The sequence below is a fragment of the Actinocatenispora thailandica genome (assembly GCF_016865425.1).
Lineage (GTDB): Bacteria > Actinomycetota > Actinomycetes > Mycobacteriales > Micromonosporaceae > Actinocatenispora > Actinocatenispora thailandica.
On sequence record NZ_AP023355.1, the window covers coordinates 2726664 to 2743415 of the forward strand.

Genomic DNA, 16752 nt, shown 5'->3' on the forward strand with positions numbered 1-16752 from the left:
GTGTGCCAGACATGTCGCGCGGGGCAGGATCCCGACACATCAGGCCCCGCCGGCTCGCCGACGGGGCTGTACCCACGCCATGCGCGGCGCCGTGTCCGGGTAGGGTCATGCCTCGTGCCAGGCTTTCCGCGACCACGGACCGTTCCCGCGACCCGGCTCGCGATGCTCGCCGCGCGGCTCGGCGCCGGGTCGGCGGTCGGGGGCGCCCCAGCGGTGGAGGGTGTCGGCGATCCGTCGGTCACCGGTGTCACGCACGCCAGCGGCGAGGTGCTCCCCGGCGACCTGTACGCGGCGCTGCCCGGTTCCCGCCGGCACGGTGCGGAGTTCGTCGCCGAGGCGGTGACGGCCGGTGCGGTCGCGGTGTTCACCGACGCCGCCGGCGCGCCCGCCGCGGCCACCGCCGGGGTGCCCGCGCTGGTGGTGGACGATCCGCGGGCCCGGCTGGGTGAGGTCGCCGCCGAGGTGTACGGCCGGCCCAGCGAGCGGCTCGCGGTGCTCGGCATCACCGGCACCAACGGCAAGTCCTCGACGGCGTACCTGGTCGAGTCGGCGCTGACCGCGGCGGGCCGGCGGACCGGGCTGATCGGTACGGTCGAGACCCGGCTCGGTGACGAGCGGCTGGCGAGTACCCGGACCACCCCGGAGGCGACCGATCTGCAGGCGCTGTTCGCGGTGGCGCTGGAACGCGGCCTGGACACGATGGTGATGGAGGTGTCCAGCCACGCGCTGGCGCTGGGCCGGGTGACCGGGACCCGGTTCGCGGTCGGTGCGTTCACCAACTTCGGCATCGACCATCTCGACTTCCACGGCACCGTGGAGGACTACTTCGCGGCGAAGGCGAGCCTGTTCGACGGCCGGGCCGGGGTGGAGGTGCTCAACGTCGACGACCCGGCGGTGGCGAAGCTCGCACATCCCGGCCGCACCGTCTCGGTGTCGGCGCAGGGCCGCCCGGCGGCCGACTGGCAGGCCGACTCGCTGGTACGCGACGGGTACGGGCAGCGGTTCGAGGTGACCGGGCCGGACCGGGTGCGGCGGTCGGCGAGCGTGCTGCTGCCGGGCCGGTACAACGTGGCGAACGCGCTGTTGGCGATCGCGGTGGCGGTTGCGGTCGGGGTCGATCCGGCCACCGCGGTGGCCGGGGTGGCCGCCTGCGGTGGGGTGCCGGGCCGGATGGAGCGGGTGTCGGCGCCGGGCCCGGTGGTGGGCGTGGTCGACTTCGCGCACACCCCGAACGCGGTGGCCGCGGCGCTGGGCGCGCTGCGCGAGGCCGCCGCGCCGACCGGCGCCCGGGTGATCTGCGTGGTGGGTGCGGGCGGTGACCGGGATGCCGGGAAGCGTCCGATGATGGGCGAGGCGGCCGCGCGCGGCGCGGACGAGCTCATCGTCACCGACGACAACCCGCGCAGCGAGGACCCGGCAGCGATCCGGGCGCAGGTGGCCGCCGGCGCGGACGCCGTGCCCGGCGCGCACTGGACCGACGGCGGTGACCGGATGGCGGCGATCGCCGCCGCGGTGGCGATCGCCCGGCCCGGCGATATCGTCGCGGTGCTCGGCAAGGGGCACGAACAGGGACAAGAGGTGGCCGGCGAGGTGCACCCGTTCGACGACCGGGTGGTGCTCGCGGCCGCGCTGCGCGCCCGGTTCGAGGAGGACGCATGATCGAGCTCACGCTCGCCGACGTGGCCGCGGCCACCGGCGGAGCGCTGGTCGACGGCGCGGAGCCGACGGCGACCGTCACCGCCGGGGTCGAGTACGACTCGCGTGCGGTGACCGCCGGCGGGTTGTTCGTGGCGTTGCGCGGGGAAAGCGACGACGGACACCGGTTCGCGACCGCCGCGATCGGCGCCGGCGCCGTCGCGGTGGTCGCCGAGGAACGTACCGGCGTGCCGACGGTGCTGGTGAGCGACTCGCTGGCGGCGCTGGGCCGGATCGCGCGGGCGGTGGTGGACCGGCTGCCGGCTACCACCGTGATCGGGGTGACCGGGTCGTCCGGCAAGACCTCCACCAAGGACATGATCGCGGCGCTGACCGCCCGGCTGGGGCACACCGTGGCTCCGGTCGGCACGCTCAACAACGAGCTGGGCCATCCGTACACGGTGCTGCAGGCCGACCGCTCCAGCCGTTACCTGGTGTTGGAGTGCAGCGCCCGCGGCATCGGCCACGTCGCGTACCTGTGCGAGATCGCGCCGCCGCAGATCAGCGTGGTGCTCAACGTCGGCAGCGCGCACCTGGGCGAGTTCGGTTCGGTGGAGGCGATCGCGACCGCGAAGGGCGAGCTGGTCGAGGCGCTGCCGGCGCAGGGGACCGCGATCCTCAACGCCGACGACAAGCGGGTTCGGGCGATGGCGCAGCGCACCCAGGGGCGGGTCGTGCTGTTCGGCACGGCGCCGGACGCGGACGTCCGCGCCACCGACGTCGCGCTCGACGGGGCCGGCCGGCCGTCGTTCCGGCTGCACGCCGGCGGCGAGTCGGTGCCGGTACGGCTCGGCCTGTTCGGCGCGCACCAGGTGTCGAACGCCCTCGCCGCCGCCGCGGTGGCGCTGGTCTGCGGGATGCCGCTGCCGGAGGTCGGGTACGCGCTGGGCCTGTTGCGGCCGGCCTCGCCACGGCGGATGGACGTGTTCACCCGCTCCGACGGCGTGACGGTTATCGACGACTCGTACAACGCGAACCTCGGTTCGATGACCGCCGCGTTGCGGGCGCTGGCCGCGATCGGGGCCGGCCGCCGCACCTGGGCGGTACTGGGCTACATGGCGGAGCTGGGCCGGTTCGAACAGACCCAGCACGAGCAGGTCGGTCGGTTGGCCGCCGAGCTCGGGGTGGACCGCGTGGTCGCCGTGGAACCGGAGGCGGCCGGCATCGATCAGGGCGCGCGAGCGCGCGCCGCAGACTCCGGGTGGGAGGGACAGTCGGTGCAGGTGCCTGACCAACAGGCAGCGATCGCGCTGTTGGCCGACGAGGTTCGGCCAGGTGACGTGGTGCTGATCAAGGGCTCGCGCTACCGAACCTGGCACGTCGCCGACGCGCTGCGGGAGACCGCCGACGGCGCGATCGGCGACCGGGAGGCGCCGGCATGAGATCGGTCATCGTCGCACCCCTCGTGGCGTTCGTACTCACGCTGTTCGGTACGCCACTGGCGATCCGCTACTTCAGCCGGCTCAAGGCCGACCAGCCGATCCGCGAGATCGGCCCGCAGACCCACTTCGCGAAGAAGGGCACGCCGACGATGGGCGGCGTGGTCTTCATCCTGGCCACCGTGGTGGCCTATCTGGTGGGTCACCTGACGTTGCTGACCCTGCCGGGCCGGCCGCACAAGCCGACGGTCACCGCGATCGTGCTGCTCGGCCTGTTCGTGTGCATGGGTGCGGTCGGCTTCATCGACGACTTCCTGAAGGTACGCAAGAAGAACAGCGCCGGGTTGTCGGCCAAGGGCAAGCTGCTCGGGCAGGCGGTGGTCGGCGCGATCTTCGGCATCATCGCGATGTACTTCAACCCCGACGCGATCTCACCGAACGGCATCAAGAACCCGACGGTCGGCAGCCAGTTCGTCTCGTTCGTGCACGAGATCCACTGGCTGGACATCACCCGGGTCGGCGCGGTGGTGCTGTTCATCTTCGTGGTACTGGCGGCCTCCAACGGGGTCAACCTGACCGACGGGTTGGACGGCCTCGCCACCGGGACCTCGGTGATGGTGCTGCTGGCGTACACGGTGATCTCGTTCTGGCAGTACCGGCACTGGTGTTCGGATCCACACCAGCTGACGAACTTCTGTTACAACGTGCGAGATCCGCTCGATGCGGCGCTGATAGCCGGGGCCGCGGCCGGGGCGCTGTTCGGGTTCCTGTGGTGGAACGCCTCGCCGGCCCGGATCTTCATGGGCGACTCGGGCGCGCTGGGGCTCGGCGGGCTGATCGGTGGCCTGGCGATCTCCACCAAGACGATCCTGTTGCTGATCATCCTGGGCGCGCTGTTCGTCATCGAGACCGTCTCGCTGATCATCCAGGTCGTGTCGTTCCGCAGTACCGGTAGACGGGTGTTCCGGATGACACCGATCCACCACCACTTCGAGCTGGCCGGGTGGAGCGAGGTCAACATCACCGTCCGGTTCTGGATCATCTCCGGCATCGGCATCACCGCCGGGTTGGCGATCTTCTACGCGGACTTCACCGCCTCGGCGATAGGCAGCAACGTGTGACCGGGTACGAGGGACGCCGGGTGCTGGTCGCCGGCGCCGGCGTCAGCGGCAAGGCGTGCGCGCACGCCCTGGTAGCGGCCGGCGCCGTGGTGACGGTGCTGGACCGCGCGGCGAGTGCCGGGCTGGCCGAGCTGGCCGCCGCCGGCATCGACACCGTGGTGGCGGCCGAGCCGCCGGCCGCGCTGCTGGCCGAGTCGAGCGAGCTGGTCGTGTCGCCGGTGTTCGCCCCGCACCACCCGCTGGTGGTCGCCGCGCTCGCCGCCGGCCTCCAGGTGTACTGCGAGCCGGAGCTGGCCTGGCGGCTGCGCCCGGCCGGCGCCGCCGACTGGCTGGCGCTGACGGGCACCAACGGCAAGACGACGACGGTGACGATGCTGGCCGCGATCCTGACCGCCGCCGGCCTGACCGCGCGCGCCGTCGGCAACATCGGTGATCCGCTGATCGACGCGGTCCGGGCGAACGACTGCCAGGTGCTCGCGGTGGAGCTGTCCAGCTACCAGCTGCACTGGTCGCAGCGGCTGGCGCCGCTGGCCGGGGCGTACCTGAACCTGGCCGACGACCACCTCGACTGGCACGGCAGCCGGGACGCGTACGCGACCGCGAAGACCGCGGTGTGGCGCGGCGCGGCGATCGGTGGCACCGCGATCGGCAACGCCGACGACCCGGCGGTGGCCGCCTTGCTGTCGGCGGTGCCGGGCCGGCAGGTGTCGTTCACCCTGGCCGCGCCGGCGCCGGGCCAGCTCGGTGTCGTCGACGGGACGCTGGTCGACCGCGCCTTCACCGGCGGGACGGGCGCCGGTGCCGCCCTCGGTACCGAACCGGTGCCGCTGGTGGCGGCCGAGGCGGTGCGCCCCGCCGGGGCGCACAACGTGGCGAACGCGCTGGCCGCCGCCGCGCTCGCCCGGGCGTACGGGGTGGGTCCGGAGGCGGTCGCCGCCGGCCTGGCCGGGTACGTCCCGCAGCCGCACCGCAACCAGCGGGTCGCCGAGGTCGCCGGAGTCAGCTACGTGGACGACTCCAAGGCGACCAACCCGCACGCGGCGCTCGCCTCGCTGCTGTCCTACCCGCGGCTGGTGTGGATCGCCGGCGGTCAGCTCAAGGGTGTCGATCCGGACGAGCTGGTCTCCCGGATCGCCGACCGGCTGGCCGGCGCGGTGCTGCTGGGCGCCGATCGGGCGCAGATCACTGCCGCGTTGCGCCGACACGCGCCGGCAATCCCGGTGATCGAGGTGTCCAGGTCCGATGATGGGGCGATGGCGGACGTGGTCGCCGCGGCGGCCCGGCTGGCCGGTCCCGGTGACACGGTGCTGCTGGCGCCGGCGGCCGCCTCGTACGACATGTTCGACAACTACGCGCAGCGCGGGGACCGGTTCGCCGCGGCGGTGGCCGCTCTGCCGGTGGCCTGAGCCGGAGCGCCGGCGGCGCGGCAGACGGGAGTGGCAGTGACCGGTTCGGTGACCGAGGCGCCACCGACGCGCCGGGACGCGGGACCGCCGCCCGCGGCGTCGGTGCTCGGTCGGCTCGGTGAACCGTTCGCGGCGCTGCGCGGGCTGCTCGGCCGGCCACTCGCCTCGTACTATCTGCTCGTCGCGAGCGCCGGACTGCTGCTGGTGATCGGCCTGGTGATGGTCTTCTCGGCGACCAGCGTGCCGTCGTTCGACTCGTCGCAGAGCGCCTACGCGGGGGTGCAGCAGCAGGGGCTGTGGGCGGTCGTCGGGGTGCTCGCGTTCTGGGTGGCGCAGCGGTTGCCGACCCGCACCTACCGGTTCCTCGGGCTGCCGCTGCTGGTCGCCTGCCTGCTGTTCGCGCTGGTCCTGGTGTTGTTTCCGGCCGGGCAGATCGGTCCGATCGGCACCAACCTGAACTGGATCACGGTCGGCTCGGTCCAGTTCCAGCCGGCGGAGCTGGGCAAGCTGGCGTTGGTCTGGTGGGGGGCCGACCTGCTGGTGCGCCGCGGCGCGTCGGTGACGAAGTGGAAGCGGTTGGCGATGCCGCTGTTCCCGGTCACCGCGCTGCTGTTCCTGCTGGTCGGGATGAACGACCTGGGCACCATGCTGTGCATGCTGCTGGTGTTCCTGGGGCTGCTGTGGGTCACCGGCGTGCGGTTCCGGGTGTTCGCCGGGTTGTTCGGGGTGGCGCTGGCCGGCGTGGTGGTGCTGATCGCCGAGCAGAGCTACCGGCTGGAGCGCATCCTGTCGTTCACCCACGCGGCGAAGGCCACCGGGTGCACCTCGGCAGACAGCATCCAGGGCCCGTGCTGGCAGTCCACCCAGGGCATGTACGCGTTGGCCGACGGCGGCTGGTTCGGCCTCGGGCTCGGCCAGGGCCGGCAGAAGTGGGACTGGCTGCCGGAGGCGCACAACGACTTCATCTTCGCCATCATCGGCGAGGAGCTGGGCGTGGTCGGCTGCGTCGTGGTGCTGGCGCTGTTCGCGGTGTTGGCGTACGCCGGGCTGCGGATCGCGCGGCGGGTGGACGACCCGTTCCGGCGTACCGTCGCCGCCGCCTGCACGCTGTGGCTCGCGGGTCAGGCGGTGATCAACATCGGCGCGGTGGTCGGCCTGCTGCCGATCACCGGGGTGCCGCTGCCGTTCATCTCGGCCGGCGGTACCGCGCTGGTCGTGACGCTGACCGCGGTCGGCATGCTGGCCTCGTTCGCCCGGACCGAACCGGACGCGGCGCGGGCGCTGCATGCCCGGGCGCCGAGCCGGCTGGTCCGGCTACTGTGGGTGCCGCTGCCGCCGCTGCCGGGTTCCACCCGGCCGACGAGCCCGTCGGCGCGGTCTCGCCCGGCGGGGGGCAAACCCGGCGTGCGCACCACCCGCGGGCGTACGGCAGGATCGTCCAGGACCGAGACACGACGGCAGCGGCCCGGCCCCCGGGCCGGTTCCCGCACCACGACCGGCAAGGAAAGACGTTGACCGACCTGCGCTCCGTGGTTCTCGCCGGTGGCGGCACCGGTGGCCACATCTACCCGTTGCTCGCGTTCGCCGACTGCCTGCGCCGGCACGATCCGAACGTCCGGATCACCTGCCTGGGCAGTGCCAAGGGCCTGGAGAACGAGATCATCCCGGCCGCCGGCTACGACCTGCGCCAGGTGCCGGCCTACCAGCTGCCCCGGTCGGTCAACGTCGACCTGGTCAAGACCGGCCCCCGGATGATCCGGTCGATGCGGGCCTGCCGGCAGATCCTGGACGAGGTCGCCGCCGACGCGGTGGTCGGCTTCGGCGGGTACGTGGCGGTTCCGGGATATCTCGCCGCCTGGCGGCGCAAGACCCCGATCGTCATCCACGAGGTGAACGTGCCGCCCGGGGTGGCCAACAAGCTCGGCATGCGGTTCACCGACCACGTCGCGGTCGGCTTCGAGCATCAGCCGCAGCTGGTCCCGTCGCTGGCCGACGCCCGGGTCGTCGGCGTCCCGCTGCGCCGCTCGCTGACCGCGCTGGACCGCGCCGCGTGCCGGGCCGAGGCCTGCGCCCACTTCGGTCTCGACCCGCAGCGCCCCACGCTGTTCGTGTACGGCGGCTCCCAGGGCGCCCGCGCGATCAACCTGGCGATGGCCGGCGCGGCGAAGGCGATCACCGCCGCGGGCTGCCAGGTGCTGCACATCATCGGCGCCCGCAACGAGCCGGTGGAGATCCCCTCCGACCTGCCCGCGCCGTACGTGACGCTGCCGTTCCTGTCCGAAATGGAACTCGGGTACGCCGCGGCCGACCTGCTGCTGTCCCGCGGTGGTGCGATGACCGTCGCCGAGGCGACCGCGCTCGGGGTGCCGGCGATCTACGTACCCCTGCCGTACGGCAACGGCGAGCAGCGGCGCAACGCGCTGCCGGTGGTCGAGGCCGGTGGCGGCATGATCGTCGACAACGCCGACCTGACCGCGCAGTGGATCGAGACGAACCTGTTGCCGCTGCTGCGCGACCCGGCCCGGATCGCGGCGATGAGCACCGCCGCCGCGGGCTACGGCCGGCGCGACGGCGACGAGGCGCTCCGGGCGTTCACGCTGGAGGCGGTAGCGAAGGGGGCGGGCCAGTGAGCACCGAGCAGACCACCACACCGCCGGAGGCGGTCGGGGCGGCAGAGCCGCCGGAGGCGGTTGAGGCGGCAGAGCCGCCGGAGGCGGTCGGGACCGCGGTGGTGCCGCCGAGCGCCGAGGACCTCGGCCGGGTGCACCTGATCGGGATCGGCGGGGTCGGCATGAGCGGGCTGGCCCGGCTGCTGCTGTCGCGCGGCATCCCCACCTCGGGCAGCGAGCTGCGCGAGTGGCCGACCCTCGCCGGGTTGCGCGCGCTGGGCGGCGTCATCCACGACACGCACCGGGCCGAGAACCTGGACGGTGTCGACACCGTCGTCTACTCGACCGCCATCCCGGCCGACCACGTGGAGCTGGCCGAGGCGCGCCGCCGTGGCCTGCGGGTACTGCACCGGTCCGAGGCGCTGGCCGCGGCGATGGTGGGTCGCCAGGGCATCGCGGTCGCCGGTACCCAGGGCAAGACGACGACCACCTCGATGATCACTCTGGTGTTGCAGCACTGCGGGCTGGATCCGTCCTTCGTGATCGGCGGCGAGATCTCCGAGGCCGGTTCGAACGCGCACCACGGCTCCGGCGGGTTCTTCGTCATCGAGGCCGACGAGTCGGACCGCTCCTTCCTGCGCTACCGGCCGCACGCGGCGATCGTCACCAACGTGCGCGGCGATCACCTGAACACCTACGGCGACCTGGCCGGACTGCAGGACGGGTTCGCCGAGTTCTGCCGCGGCATCACCCCGGACGGGTTCCTGGTCGCCTGCGCGGACGACGAGGGCAGCCGGCAGCTGGCCGACCGGATGCGCGGCGAGGGGCGCACGGTCTACACCTACGGCGAGTCCGCCGACGCCGACCTGCGGCTGGCGGACCTGACCTCCGCGATCGGCGGCGTGCGCTACACCGCGGTACTGGACGGCGCCACGCTCGGCGAGGTCACCCTGCCGACGCCGGGCCGGCACCTCGGACTCAACAGTGCGGCGGCGCTGCTGACCGCGCTGAAGCTCGGCGTCGAGTTCGCACCGGTCGCCGAGGCGCTGGCGGCGTTCCCGGGGGTGCGCCGCCGGTTCGAGCACAAGGGCACCGCGGACGGGGTGCGGGTCTACGACGAGTACGCCTACCACCCGGTGTCGATGACCGCCGCGCTGTCCACGCTGCGCGAGGTCACCGGCGACGGCCGGCTGGTCGTGGTGTTCCAGCCGCTGCGGCTGTACCGCACCCGCGAGCTGCAGGCCGAGATCGCGGAGGCGCTGGCGATCGCCGACGAGGCGATCGTGCTGGAGGTGTTCGGGCCGGGGGAGAGCCGCGGACCGGGCGAGGGCGGCCGGCCGCTGACCGAAGCGGTGCCGCTTGCCGGTGCGCACAAGGTGTTCGTGCCGTCCTGGTCGGACGTCGCGGCCGAGGTACTGCGCCGGTCGGCGCCCGGTGACCTGGTCGTGACGATGGGCGCGCCGCCGATCTCGATGATGGGTGACGAACTGCTCGCGGCGTTGGCGGAGCGGGCCGGCACGGCGGACACCGCGGGCTGATGGCGGGCGCGGCGCGCGACACCCGGCCACCGCGCCGGTGGCGGCTGGTGCAGGCGCGCCGGCAGGCACTGTCGGCGTTGCTGCGTCGGCTGGTCGCCCGGGCACGGCGCAACCGCCGCCGGACCGCGCTGACGCTGTCGGTGACCGCTGTGACGGTCGCTGTCCTGGTGGCCGGGTACGTGGTGGTCTACCACACCGGTGCGTTCGCGGTCCGGGGTGTCACGGTGCGCGGGGCGCGCACGGTGTCGGCGCGGACGGTGGCGCGGACCGCGGCGGTGCCGTCCGGCATCCCGCTGGCCGGCGTCGATCTCGCCGCGGTCGCCGCCCGGGTGCGCCGGCTCGCGCCGGTGGCGAAGGCGGACGTGACCCGCGCCTGGCCGCACACCGTCGTGGTCACGGTCACCGAACGTACTCCGGCCGCCGCGGTACCGGACGGCTCCTCGGTGCGGCTGGTCGACCGGTCCGGTGTGGTGTTCCGGACCGTGCCGGCGGCGCCGCGCCGGCTGCCCACGCTGGTGGTGGCCCATCCCGGACCGCACGACGTGTCGACCCTGGCCGGGCTGCAGGTTCTGGGCCAGCTGACCCCGCGGTTGCGCGCCCGGTTGGTCCGGGTGGAGGTGCCGCGGCCGACCCGGATCCGACTGGTCCTGGCGCACGGCCGTACGGTCGTGTGGGGCGACTCGTCCAGTGGCGCCCGGAAGGCGGCCGCGGCGACCGCGCTGCTGGGCAAGACCGGCGATGTGATCGATGTCAGCGCGCCGGACCTGGTGGTGGTGCGTTGACCGGCGCTACTCCGGTATCTCGCTGGGCGGCGCCGGCCCCGGCTGGTAGCGTCGCTGTTCCGGAGGTGTCCACAATGGAGCGAGCAGATCCGCTGACCGATGCGGGTGACCGCGCGGCGCTGGAACAGTGGCTCGACTACCACCGGGCCACCGTGCGGCTCAAGTGCGCCGGTCTGGACGAGATGTTCGCCCGGCAGGCGCCGGTGCGCACCTCGCCGCTGTTGTCGCCGGCCGGGCTGGTCGCCCACCTCACCGACAACGAGCAGTACTGGTTCGAGGCGGTCCTGCACGACGGGCCGCGGATGGCCGCCGACGACGACGATCCGGACGCCGACTGGGTGGCCCCGGAAGGCATGTCGCTCGCCGCGCTGCTCGACCGGTACGACGCGCAGTGCGATCGTTCGCGCGAGCTGGCGGCCGGGCTGGACCTGTCGTTCGTGGCCCGGCGGCAGGTCGAGCCCGGTGTCCGGCCGATGACGCTGCGCTGGATCTACCTGCATCAGATCGAGGAGACCGCCCGGCACAACGGGCACCTGGACGTGGTGCGCGAGTTGCTGGACGGCCGTACCGGGGCCTGAGGTCCACTATGGACTTCCGGTTCGCGGTCGGGGGAGGGGTACGGGCGTCGTCCGACCGGCAAACGTGGCCGACACGCCGCGTTGGATGCTTGGAGATCGTGCAACCGGCCCGTACGTTCCGGAACAGGGTCGAGGTTGACATAAGTATAACCCTCTAGTTGAGGGTGAGAGTTGGCCCGGCCCATGGCGGGGAGCAGCACAGCGAAGGGAAGGCGGACCGATGACACCTCCGCACAACTACCTGGCGGTCATCAAGGTCGTCGGCTGCGGTGGCGGCGGCGTCAATGCCGTCAACCGAATGATCGAGGTCGGGCTCAAGGGCGTCGAGTTCATCGCGATCAACACCGACGCGCAGGCGCTGCTGATGTCCGACGCGGACGTCAAGCTCGACGTGGGTCGGGAACTGACCCGTGGCCTGGGCGCCGGTGCCAACCCCGACGTGGGCCGCAAGGCCGCCGAAGACCACCGGGACGAGATCGAAGAGGTCCTCAAGGGCGCCGACATGGTGTTCGTGACCTGTGGTGAGGGCGGCGGTACGGGCACCGGGGCCTCGCCGGTGGTCGCGAACATCGCCCGCAAGCTGGGCGCGCTGACCATTGGCGTGGTCACCCGACCGTTCTCGTTCGAGGGCAAGCGGCGCCAGGTGCAGGCCGAGACCGGCATCGACGAGTTGCGCAACGAGTGCGACACCCTCATCGTCATCCCGAACGACCGGCTGCTGCAGCTCGGCGACCGGACGATGAGCATGATGGACGCGTTCCGCCAGGCCGACCAGGTGCTGCTGTCCGGTGTCCAGGGCATCACCGACCTGATCACCACGCCAGGGCTGATCAACCTCGACTTCGCCGACGTCAAGAGCGTGATGTCCAACGCCGGCTCGGCGTTGATGGGCATCGGCAGTGCGCGCGGCGACGACCGGGCGGTCGAGGCGGCGCAGGGCGCGATCTCCAGCCCGCTGCTGGAGCAGAGCATGGACGGGGCCCGCGGCGTGCTGCTGTCCATCGCCGGCGGTTCCGATCTGGGTCTGTTCGAGATCAACGACGCGGCCCAGCTGGTCACCGACGCGGCGCATCCGGACGCGAACATCATCTTCGGTGCGGTCATCGACGACGCGCTGGGTGACGAGGTGCGCATCACGGTGATCGCGGCGGGCTTCGACGGCGGGTCCCCGGCCTACAAGCCGCAGGCCGAGGTCGGTCGCAAGCCGCCCACGACCGAGGCGCCCCGACCACGACGGTGCCGCCGAACCCGCCGGTCACCACCGGCGGGAGCACCAGCACCCGGCCGCCGCAGCAGCCGACCCCGGCCGAGCGGCCACCGCGCAAGGTGCTGTTCGACGACGTCGACGTGCCGGACTTCCTCAAGAACGGCGCGTGAACCTCGCGTCGGAGCCGATCGACCGACGCACCGAGCTGGTCGCGAACCTCGCCTCGGTGCGTCGGCGCATCGCGGACGCCTGCCTGGCGGCGGGCCGGTCGCCGCGCGAGGTGTCGCTGATCGCGGTCACCAAGACGTTCCCGGCCTCCGACGTCCGGCTGCTGGCCGAACTCGGCCAGCGCGCGGTGGCCGAGAACCGCGACGGCGAGGCCGCGGCGAAGGCCGCCGAACTCGCCGCCGCCGGCGTCGAGGTGCGCTGGCACTTCGTCGGCCAGTTGCAGCGCAACAAGGCCCGGTCGGTGGTGCGGTACGCCGACATGGTCCAGTCGGTGGACCGCCCTGCGCTGGTGACCGCGCTTGCCTCGGCCGTCGCGGCGCATCGGGACCGGCCGCTGGACGTGCTGATCCAGGTGTCGCTGGACGACGCGCCGGGGCGCGGCGGTGTCTCGCCGGCAGAGCTGCCGGCGCTGGTGGACGCGGTGGCCGCGGCCGGCCCGCGGCTGCGGCTGCGCGGGCTGATGGCGGTCGCGCCACTGGGCGGTGATCCGGACGTCGCGTTCGGTCGACTGTCCGGATACGCGACGTGGCTGCGTGAGCGCGAACCGGACGCGTCGATGCTGTCCGCCGGGATGACCGGCGACCTGGAGGCGGCAATTCGGCACGGTGCGACACACGTGCGTGTCGGCAGCGGATTGCTCGGCCGGCGCGCCAAGCTGGGTTAGCCTGACGTCGGAGCAGAACTACATCGCTGTTATTCACGCTCACCGATCTCGTCCGTTTCGCAGGCGGCGCATCGCGGGGGAACGTCCCGATGGGCGGGGCGCGCGACGTGGCAGGACGGTGTCACGGGAGGAGGTGCCCGATGGGTAGGTTGCGCAAGGCCGGCGTCTGGCTCGGCCTGGTCGAGGACGACGACGACAGCTACGAACCCGACGACGACCGCTACGACGGCTCGGACGGTTACCAGCCGGCCGGCCGCCAGGAGAGCGCCGCGCGCTACGACACCGGGCGGTACGAGAGCCGGCGAGCGCCCCGCGACACCGGCCGCGAGGTGGACGAGCGCGACTTCGACGATGCCGACTTCGGCGAGGACGAGTTCGAGCCGGAGCCGGCTCGGCCGCGGCTGGCGCCCACGGGTTCGGACCGGCTGGCCGAGCGGGCCGGGGTGCGCTCCATCGGCCGTGGTTCGGTGACCCCGCTCACGCAGGACAATCTGGCGCTGGCGCCACAGGTACAACTGCGGGAGCGTGCCGTGGTGTCCGACGACAGCGCCGACAGCTACCGCATCACCACCGTGCATCCCACTACCTACAGTGAGGCACGCACTATCGGTGAGCATTTCCGGGACAACACTCCGGTGATCATGAATCTGTCGGAAATGGACGAAGCGGATGCCATGCGCCTCGTCGATTTCGCCGCCGGATTGATCTTCGGGTTGCGCGGTACGATCGAACGGGTGACCAATCGCGTGTTCCTGCTCTCACCGGCCAACGTCACGGTCACCGCCGAGGACAAGGCCAAGATCGCCGAGGGCGGGTTCTTCAACCAGAGCTGAACCGGGAGTCCATCGCTCGTGTCGGTCCTGTTCCAGGTCCTCTACCTGGTCGTTTACTTTTTCCTGCTGTTTCTGATGGCGCGGCTCGTGCTCAGCTTCGTGATGCAGTTTGCGCGTAGATGGCAACCTCGGAGGAGCGCGGCCGCCGCGATGGAGGTCGTGTGGAGCGTCACTGATCCTCCCTTGAAAGCCCTAAGGAGGGTCATTCCGCCGCTCCGGATTGGTACCGTGAGCCTGGACCTGGCTTTCCTGATACTGCTGGTTATCGTGTACGTGCTGTTGAGAGTCGTGCTGCCGTGGTTGCTCCGTGCTTAGCCCGTCGGGCTGATCATTCCGCGGTCGGGTGGCACCTGGCACGGTGGAGCGATCGGTCGGATCGAGATTGCCCGGTCCCGGTCCTATCGACAGCGAGCCACGCGGTCGCAAGCTGAACCGAGGAGTTTCGATGCCGCTGACCCCGGCCGACGTGCACAACGTCGCGTTCAAAAAGCCCCCCATCGGCAAGCGGGGGTACGACGAGGACGAGGTGGATGCCTTCCTCGACGAGGTCGAGCGTGAACTCGTCCGCCTCGTGGAGGACAACAACGAGCTCCGTGCCCAGGTCGAGCGGCTGCAGCACGGTGCCGCCCCGGTGGCACCGGTGGCTGGCGGGGGCGCTCCCGAGCATCTCGTTGCGGAGAACGCCGATCTCAAGGGCCAGCTGGAGCAGCTGGAGGCCGAGAAGGCGAACGCCGAGCAGGCGGTCCGCAACGCGCAGGCCGAGCTGGAGGCGATGCACGCGCAGGCCGGCGGGGTGCCGGCGGTGGCGGCCGCCGCGGCCGGTGGCGACGGCGGCGAGCAGCAGGCGCTGCGAGTGCTGATGATGGCCCAGCGCACCGCCGACGACCACGTGTCCGACGCGCGCCGGGAGGCCGACAAGCTGCTGTCCGACGCCCGGGCCAAGGCCGAGGACGTCACCCAGAAGGCGCGCGGCAAGGCCGAGTCGCTGGAGCGCGACGCGCGGCAGCGGCACCAGGAGGCCATGGGCGGCCTGGAGGTCAAGCGGGCGGCGCTGCAGAAGCACATCGAGGAGCTGAAGGCGTTCGAGCGGCAGTACCGCACCCGGCTCAAGGCATACCTGGAGAGCCAGCTGCGTGATCTCGGTGCGCGGGGCCAAGGCATCGAGGACGAGCTGAGCCGCACCGGCGAGGTCGCCGGTGGCAGCGGAAGCAACCGCCAGGTCTCCGCCAACGGTTCCGGGCTGGCCGCGGCGAGCCTGGGTGGTTCGTACAACTCGGGCCGCAACGGGCTGGGTCTGCCCAACGGCGACGGCAACAGCCGGTAGGATCCAGTTCCTCCCGAACCGGATCCGCACGCCGCCGAGGTGACTCTTGATCATTGCCAGCTTGCTGCTGATCCTGATCGCGGCGGTGCTGCTGGTGCTCGGGTTGCTGCGTGGCGTGGACCTGTTGCTCGTGGTGTCGATCGCGGTCAGTCTGCTCGCGGCGGTGGCGCTCTACCTGGGCGCCCGTCGATCGCACGCGGACCACACCGACGACACCTCGGCGGACCCGGAGGACGAGCGCCAGCCGGCCATCGACCCCCCGTCGGTGGTCGCCCACTCGGGTGCCGCGCCGCGTGACGGGTCGAACCTGCCACCGCGCCGGGTCCCGGCGTCGGCCGACGACGAGCGGCCGCCGTGGCCACTCGACCGGGCCACCGCCCCGGCGGACGACGAACCCGGGCGCGACACGCCGGCCCGTGCCGCAGCGGCGCCCGACGAGGCGTGGTCGACCGACCGGGTGGACGAGCCGGATGATCCGTCGGACGACCCGCTGGACGAGCCGCCGGTGCAGCGAACACCACGTTCCGACGCGGAACTGATCGCCCGGCTGCCGGCCGAGGTGCTCGTCGTCGACGGCAGGCCGCGCTACCACGTCACCGGCTGTCCGCACCTGCTCGACAAGGAGGCGGAACCGCTGCCCGTCGCGGAGGCCGTCGAACTGGGGTTCGGGCCGTGCGGCTGGTGCCAGCCGGACACCGTGCTGCTGGGTGGCACCCCCGACCTGGCCTGACCTGATCGCCCGCCCGGGGCGTCGTCGCCTGGTGGGCGTTGGTGGCTCGGGGCCGGGGAACCGGTCAGCATATCCCTCACTGAGGGCGATCGGGCGCTGACAGTCGGATATTCGCGGATGTTTGTCGGACGCCCAACTACTCCGTATCCTTGGTGGTTCCACGCGCGTCGCGTCGGGCCGAGGGCTCGACGTGTCGCGCCCGTTTTGCATGTGGGAGCCGAAATGGCCAGACAACGCCGTGTTTCGGTCGGTGACCGAGGTGGCTGCGTGCTGGTCACGTGGGGCAATCGGGCGGTGCGGAAGCACCACACGATCCCGACGGCGGTCTCCTTGGCAGTGGGCCATACCGAGATCGGCCACCGGCCGGTCGAGTCATCCGTCTCGACGCCCGACCCCAATACGTCGGCGAGGTCGATGACATCCACCACGACCGCCGCGGGAGCGCGGCCAAGGGGGCGACGATGACCACCAAATCGGGTACCAAGAGCACGGGCGCGGCACGCCGGACGACAGCATCCTCCGCTGCCGACTCGAAGCGCGCGAACGACGGTCGCAGCGGCGGCGGTCGAGCCGCCGAGGGCACCGGCCGCGCCGGCAGTGCCGCCCAGAGCGAGGCGCCGCGGTCGGCCGCCAAGAAGCCGGCGCCCCGGCGCTCCTC

14 protein-coding genes and 1 pseudogene are annotated in these 16752 nt (G+C 72.4%); all 15 read left to right on the forward strand.

Going from position 1 to position 16752, the window contains the following annotated elements; genetic code table 11:
• Positions 1 to 114: 114 nt before the first annotated feature.
• The 15 genes and pseudogenes from Athai_RS12125 to Athai_RS12200 all read left to right on the forward strand — a co-directional run bounded on the left by Athai_RS12125 (position 115) and on the right by Athai_RS12200 (position 16094).
• Positions 115 to 1659 (forward strand): UDP-N-acetylmuramoyl-L-alanyl-D-glutamate--2,6-diaminopimelate ligase, encoded by a 1545-nt coding sequence (locus Athai_RS12125; RefSeq protein WP_239156885.1) that lies wholly within the window; start codon positions 115 to 117, stop codon positions 1657 to 1659.
• Positions 1656 to 3077: a UDP-N-acetylmuramoyl-tripeptide--D-alanyl-D-alanine ligase gene (locus Athai_RS12130; RefSeq protein WP_203961600.1), complete on the forward strand. Its 1422-nt coding sequence runs from the start codon at positions 1656 to 1658 to the stop codon at positions 3075 to 3077. The genes Athai_RS12125 and Athai_RS12130 overlap by 4 nt, the downstream gene beginning before the upstream one ends.
• Positions 3074 to 4195 carry a phospho-N-acetylmuramoyl-pentapeptide-transferase gene (mraY, locus tag Athai_RS12135; protein WP_203961601.1) on the forward strand — a complete coding sequence of 374 codons (1122 nt, stop codon included), beginning with the start codon at positions 3074 to 3076 and terminating at the stop codon, positions 4193 to 4195. Before Athai_RS12130 ends, mraY begins: the two co-directional genes overlap by 4 nt.
• Entirely contained in the window at positions 4192 to 5601 is a 1410-nt protein-coding gene (gene murD, locus Athai_RS12140) for a UDP-N-acetylmuramoyl-L-alanine--D-glutamate ligase (RefSeq protein WP_203961602.1), read from the forward strand. Before mraY ends, murD begins: the two co-directional genes overlap by 4 nt.
• Before the next feature lie 102 nt (positions 5602 to 5703).
• Complete coding sequence (gene ftsW / locus Athai_RS12145) at positions 5704 to 7116, forward strand: putative lipid II flippase FtsW (protein WP_239157387.1); 1413 nt, start codon at positions 5704 to 5706, stop codon at positions 7114 to 7116.
• Positions 7113 to 8231 carry an undecaprenyldiphospho-muramoylpentapeptide beta-N-acetylglucosaminyltransferase gene (gene murG, locus Athai_RS12150; RefSeq protein ID WP_203961603.1) on the forward strand — a complete coding sequence of 373 codons (1119 nt, stop codon included), beginning with the start codon at positions 7113 to 7115 and terminating at the stop codon, positions 8229 to 8231. The genes ftsW and murG overlap by 4 nt, the downstream gene beginning before the upstream one ends.
• A gap of 98 nt (positions 8232 to 8329) precedes the next feature.
• Positions 8330 to 9748: a UDP-N-acetylmuramate--L-alanine ligase gene (gene murC / locus Athai_RS12155; protein ID WP_239157388.1), complete on the forward strand. Its 1419-nt coding sequence runs from the start codon at positions 8330 to 8332 to the stop codon at positions 9746 to 9748.
• Entirely contained in the window at positions 9748 to 10530 is a 783-nt protein-coding gene (locus Athai_RS12160; protein WP_203961604.1) for a cell division protein FtsQ/DivIB, read from the forward strand. The genes murC and Athai_RS12160 overlap by 1 nt, the downstream gene beginning before the upstream one ends.
• 74 nt (positions 10531 to 10604) lie before the next feature.
• Positions 10605 to 11108: a DinB family protein gene (locus Athai_RS12165; RefSeq protein WP_203961605.1), complete on the forward strand. Its 504-nt coding sequence runs from the start codon at positions 10605 to 10607 to the stop codon at positions 11106 to 11108.
• 220 nt (positions 11109 to 11328) lie between these two features.
• Positions 11329 to 12485 (forward strand): annotated as a pseudogene (gene ftsZ, locus Athai_RS12170) (cell division protein FtsZ).
• Positions 12482 to 13207: a YggS family pyridoxal phosphate-dependent enzyme gene (locus Athai_RS12180; RefSeq protein ID WP_203961607.1), complete on the forward strand. Its 726-nt coding sequence runs from the start codon at positions 12482 to 12484 to the stop codon at positions 13205 to 13207. Before ftsZ ends, Athai_RS12180 begins: the two are co-directional and overlap by 4 nt.
• A gap of 140 nt (positions 13208 to 13347) precedes the next feature.
• Positions 13348 to 14040 (forward strand): cell division protein SepF, encoded by a 693-nt coding sequence (locus Athai_RS12185; protein ID WP_203961608.1) that lies wholly within the window; start codon positions 13348 to 13350, stop codon positions 14038 to 14040.
• Between the two features lie 18 nt (positions 14041 to 14058).
• Positions 14059 to 14355 (forward strand): YggT family protein, encoded by a 297-nt coding sequence (locus Athai_RS12190; protein ID WP_275422424.1) that lies wholly within the window; start codon positions 14059 to 14061, stop codon positions 14353 to 14355.
• 130 nt (positions 14356 to 14485) lie between these two features.
• Positions 14486 to 15364 (forward strand): DivIVA domain-containing protein, encoded by an 879-nt coding sequence (locus tag Athai_RS12195; RefSeq protein ID WP_203961609.1) that lies wholly within the window; start codon positions 14486 to 14488, stop codon positions 15362 to 15364.
• A 46-nt stretch (positions 15365 to 15410) separates the two neighbouring features.
• On the forward strand, positions 15411 to 16094 hold the full coding sequence (locus tag Athai_RS12200; RefSeq protein ID WP_203961610.1) for a hypothetical protein: 684 nt from the start codon (positions 15411 to 15413) through the stop codon (positions 16092 to 16094).
• The last annotated feature ends 658 nt before the right edge of the window (positions 16095 to 16752 follow it).

Coding starts and splice junctions, on each gene's coding strand:
- Athai_RS12130 (WP_203961600.1), top strand. CDS start 1,656: ATGATCGAGCTCACGCTCGCCGACGTGGCCGCGGCCACCGGCGGAGCG.
- mraY (WP_203961601.1), top strand. CDS start 3,074: ATGAGATCGGTCATCGTCGCACCCCTCGTGGCGTTCGTACTCACGCTG.
- Athai_RS12160 (WP_203961604.1), top strand. CDS start 9,748: ATGGCGGGCGCGGCGCGCGACACCCGGCCACCGCGCCGGTGGCGGCTG.
- Athai_RS12165 (WP_203961605.1), top strand. CDS start 10,605: ATGGAGCGAGCAGATCCGCTGACCGATGCGGGTGACCGCGCGGCGCTG.
- Athai_RS12185 (WP_203961608.1), top strand. CDS start 13,348: ATGGGTAGGTTGCGCAAGGCCGGCGTCTGGCTCGGCCTGGTCGAGGAC.
- Athai_RS12195 (WP_203961609.1), top strand. CDS start 14,486: ATGCCGCTGACCCCGGCCGACGTGCACAACGTCGCGTTCAAAAAGCCC.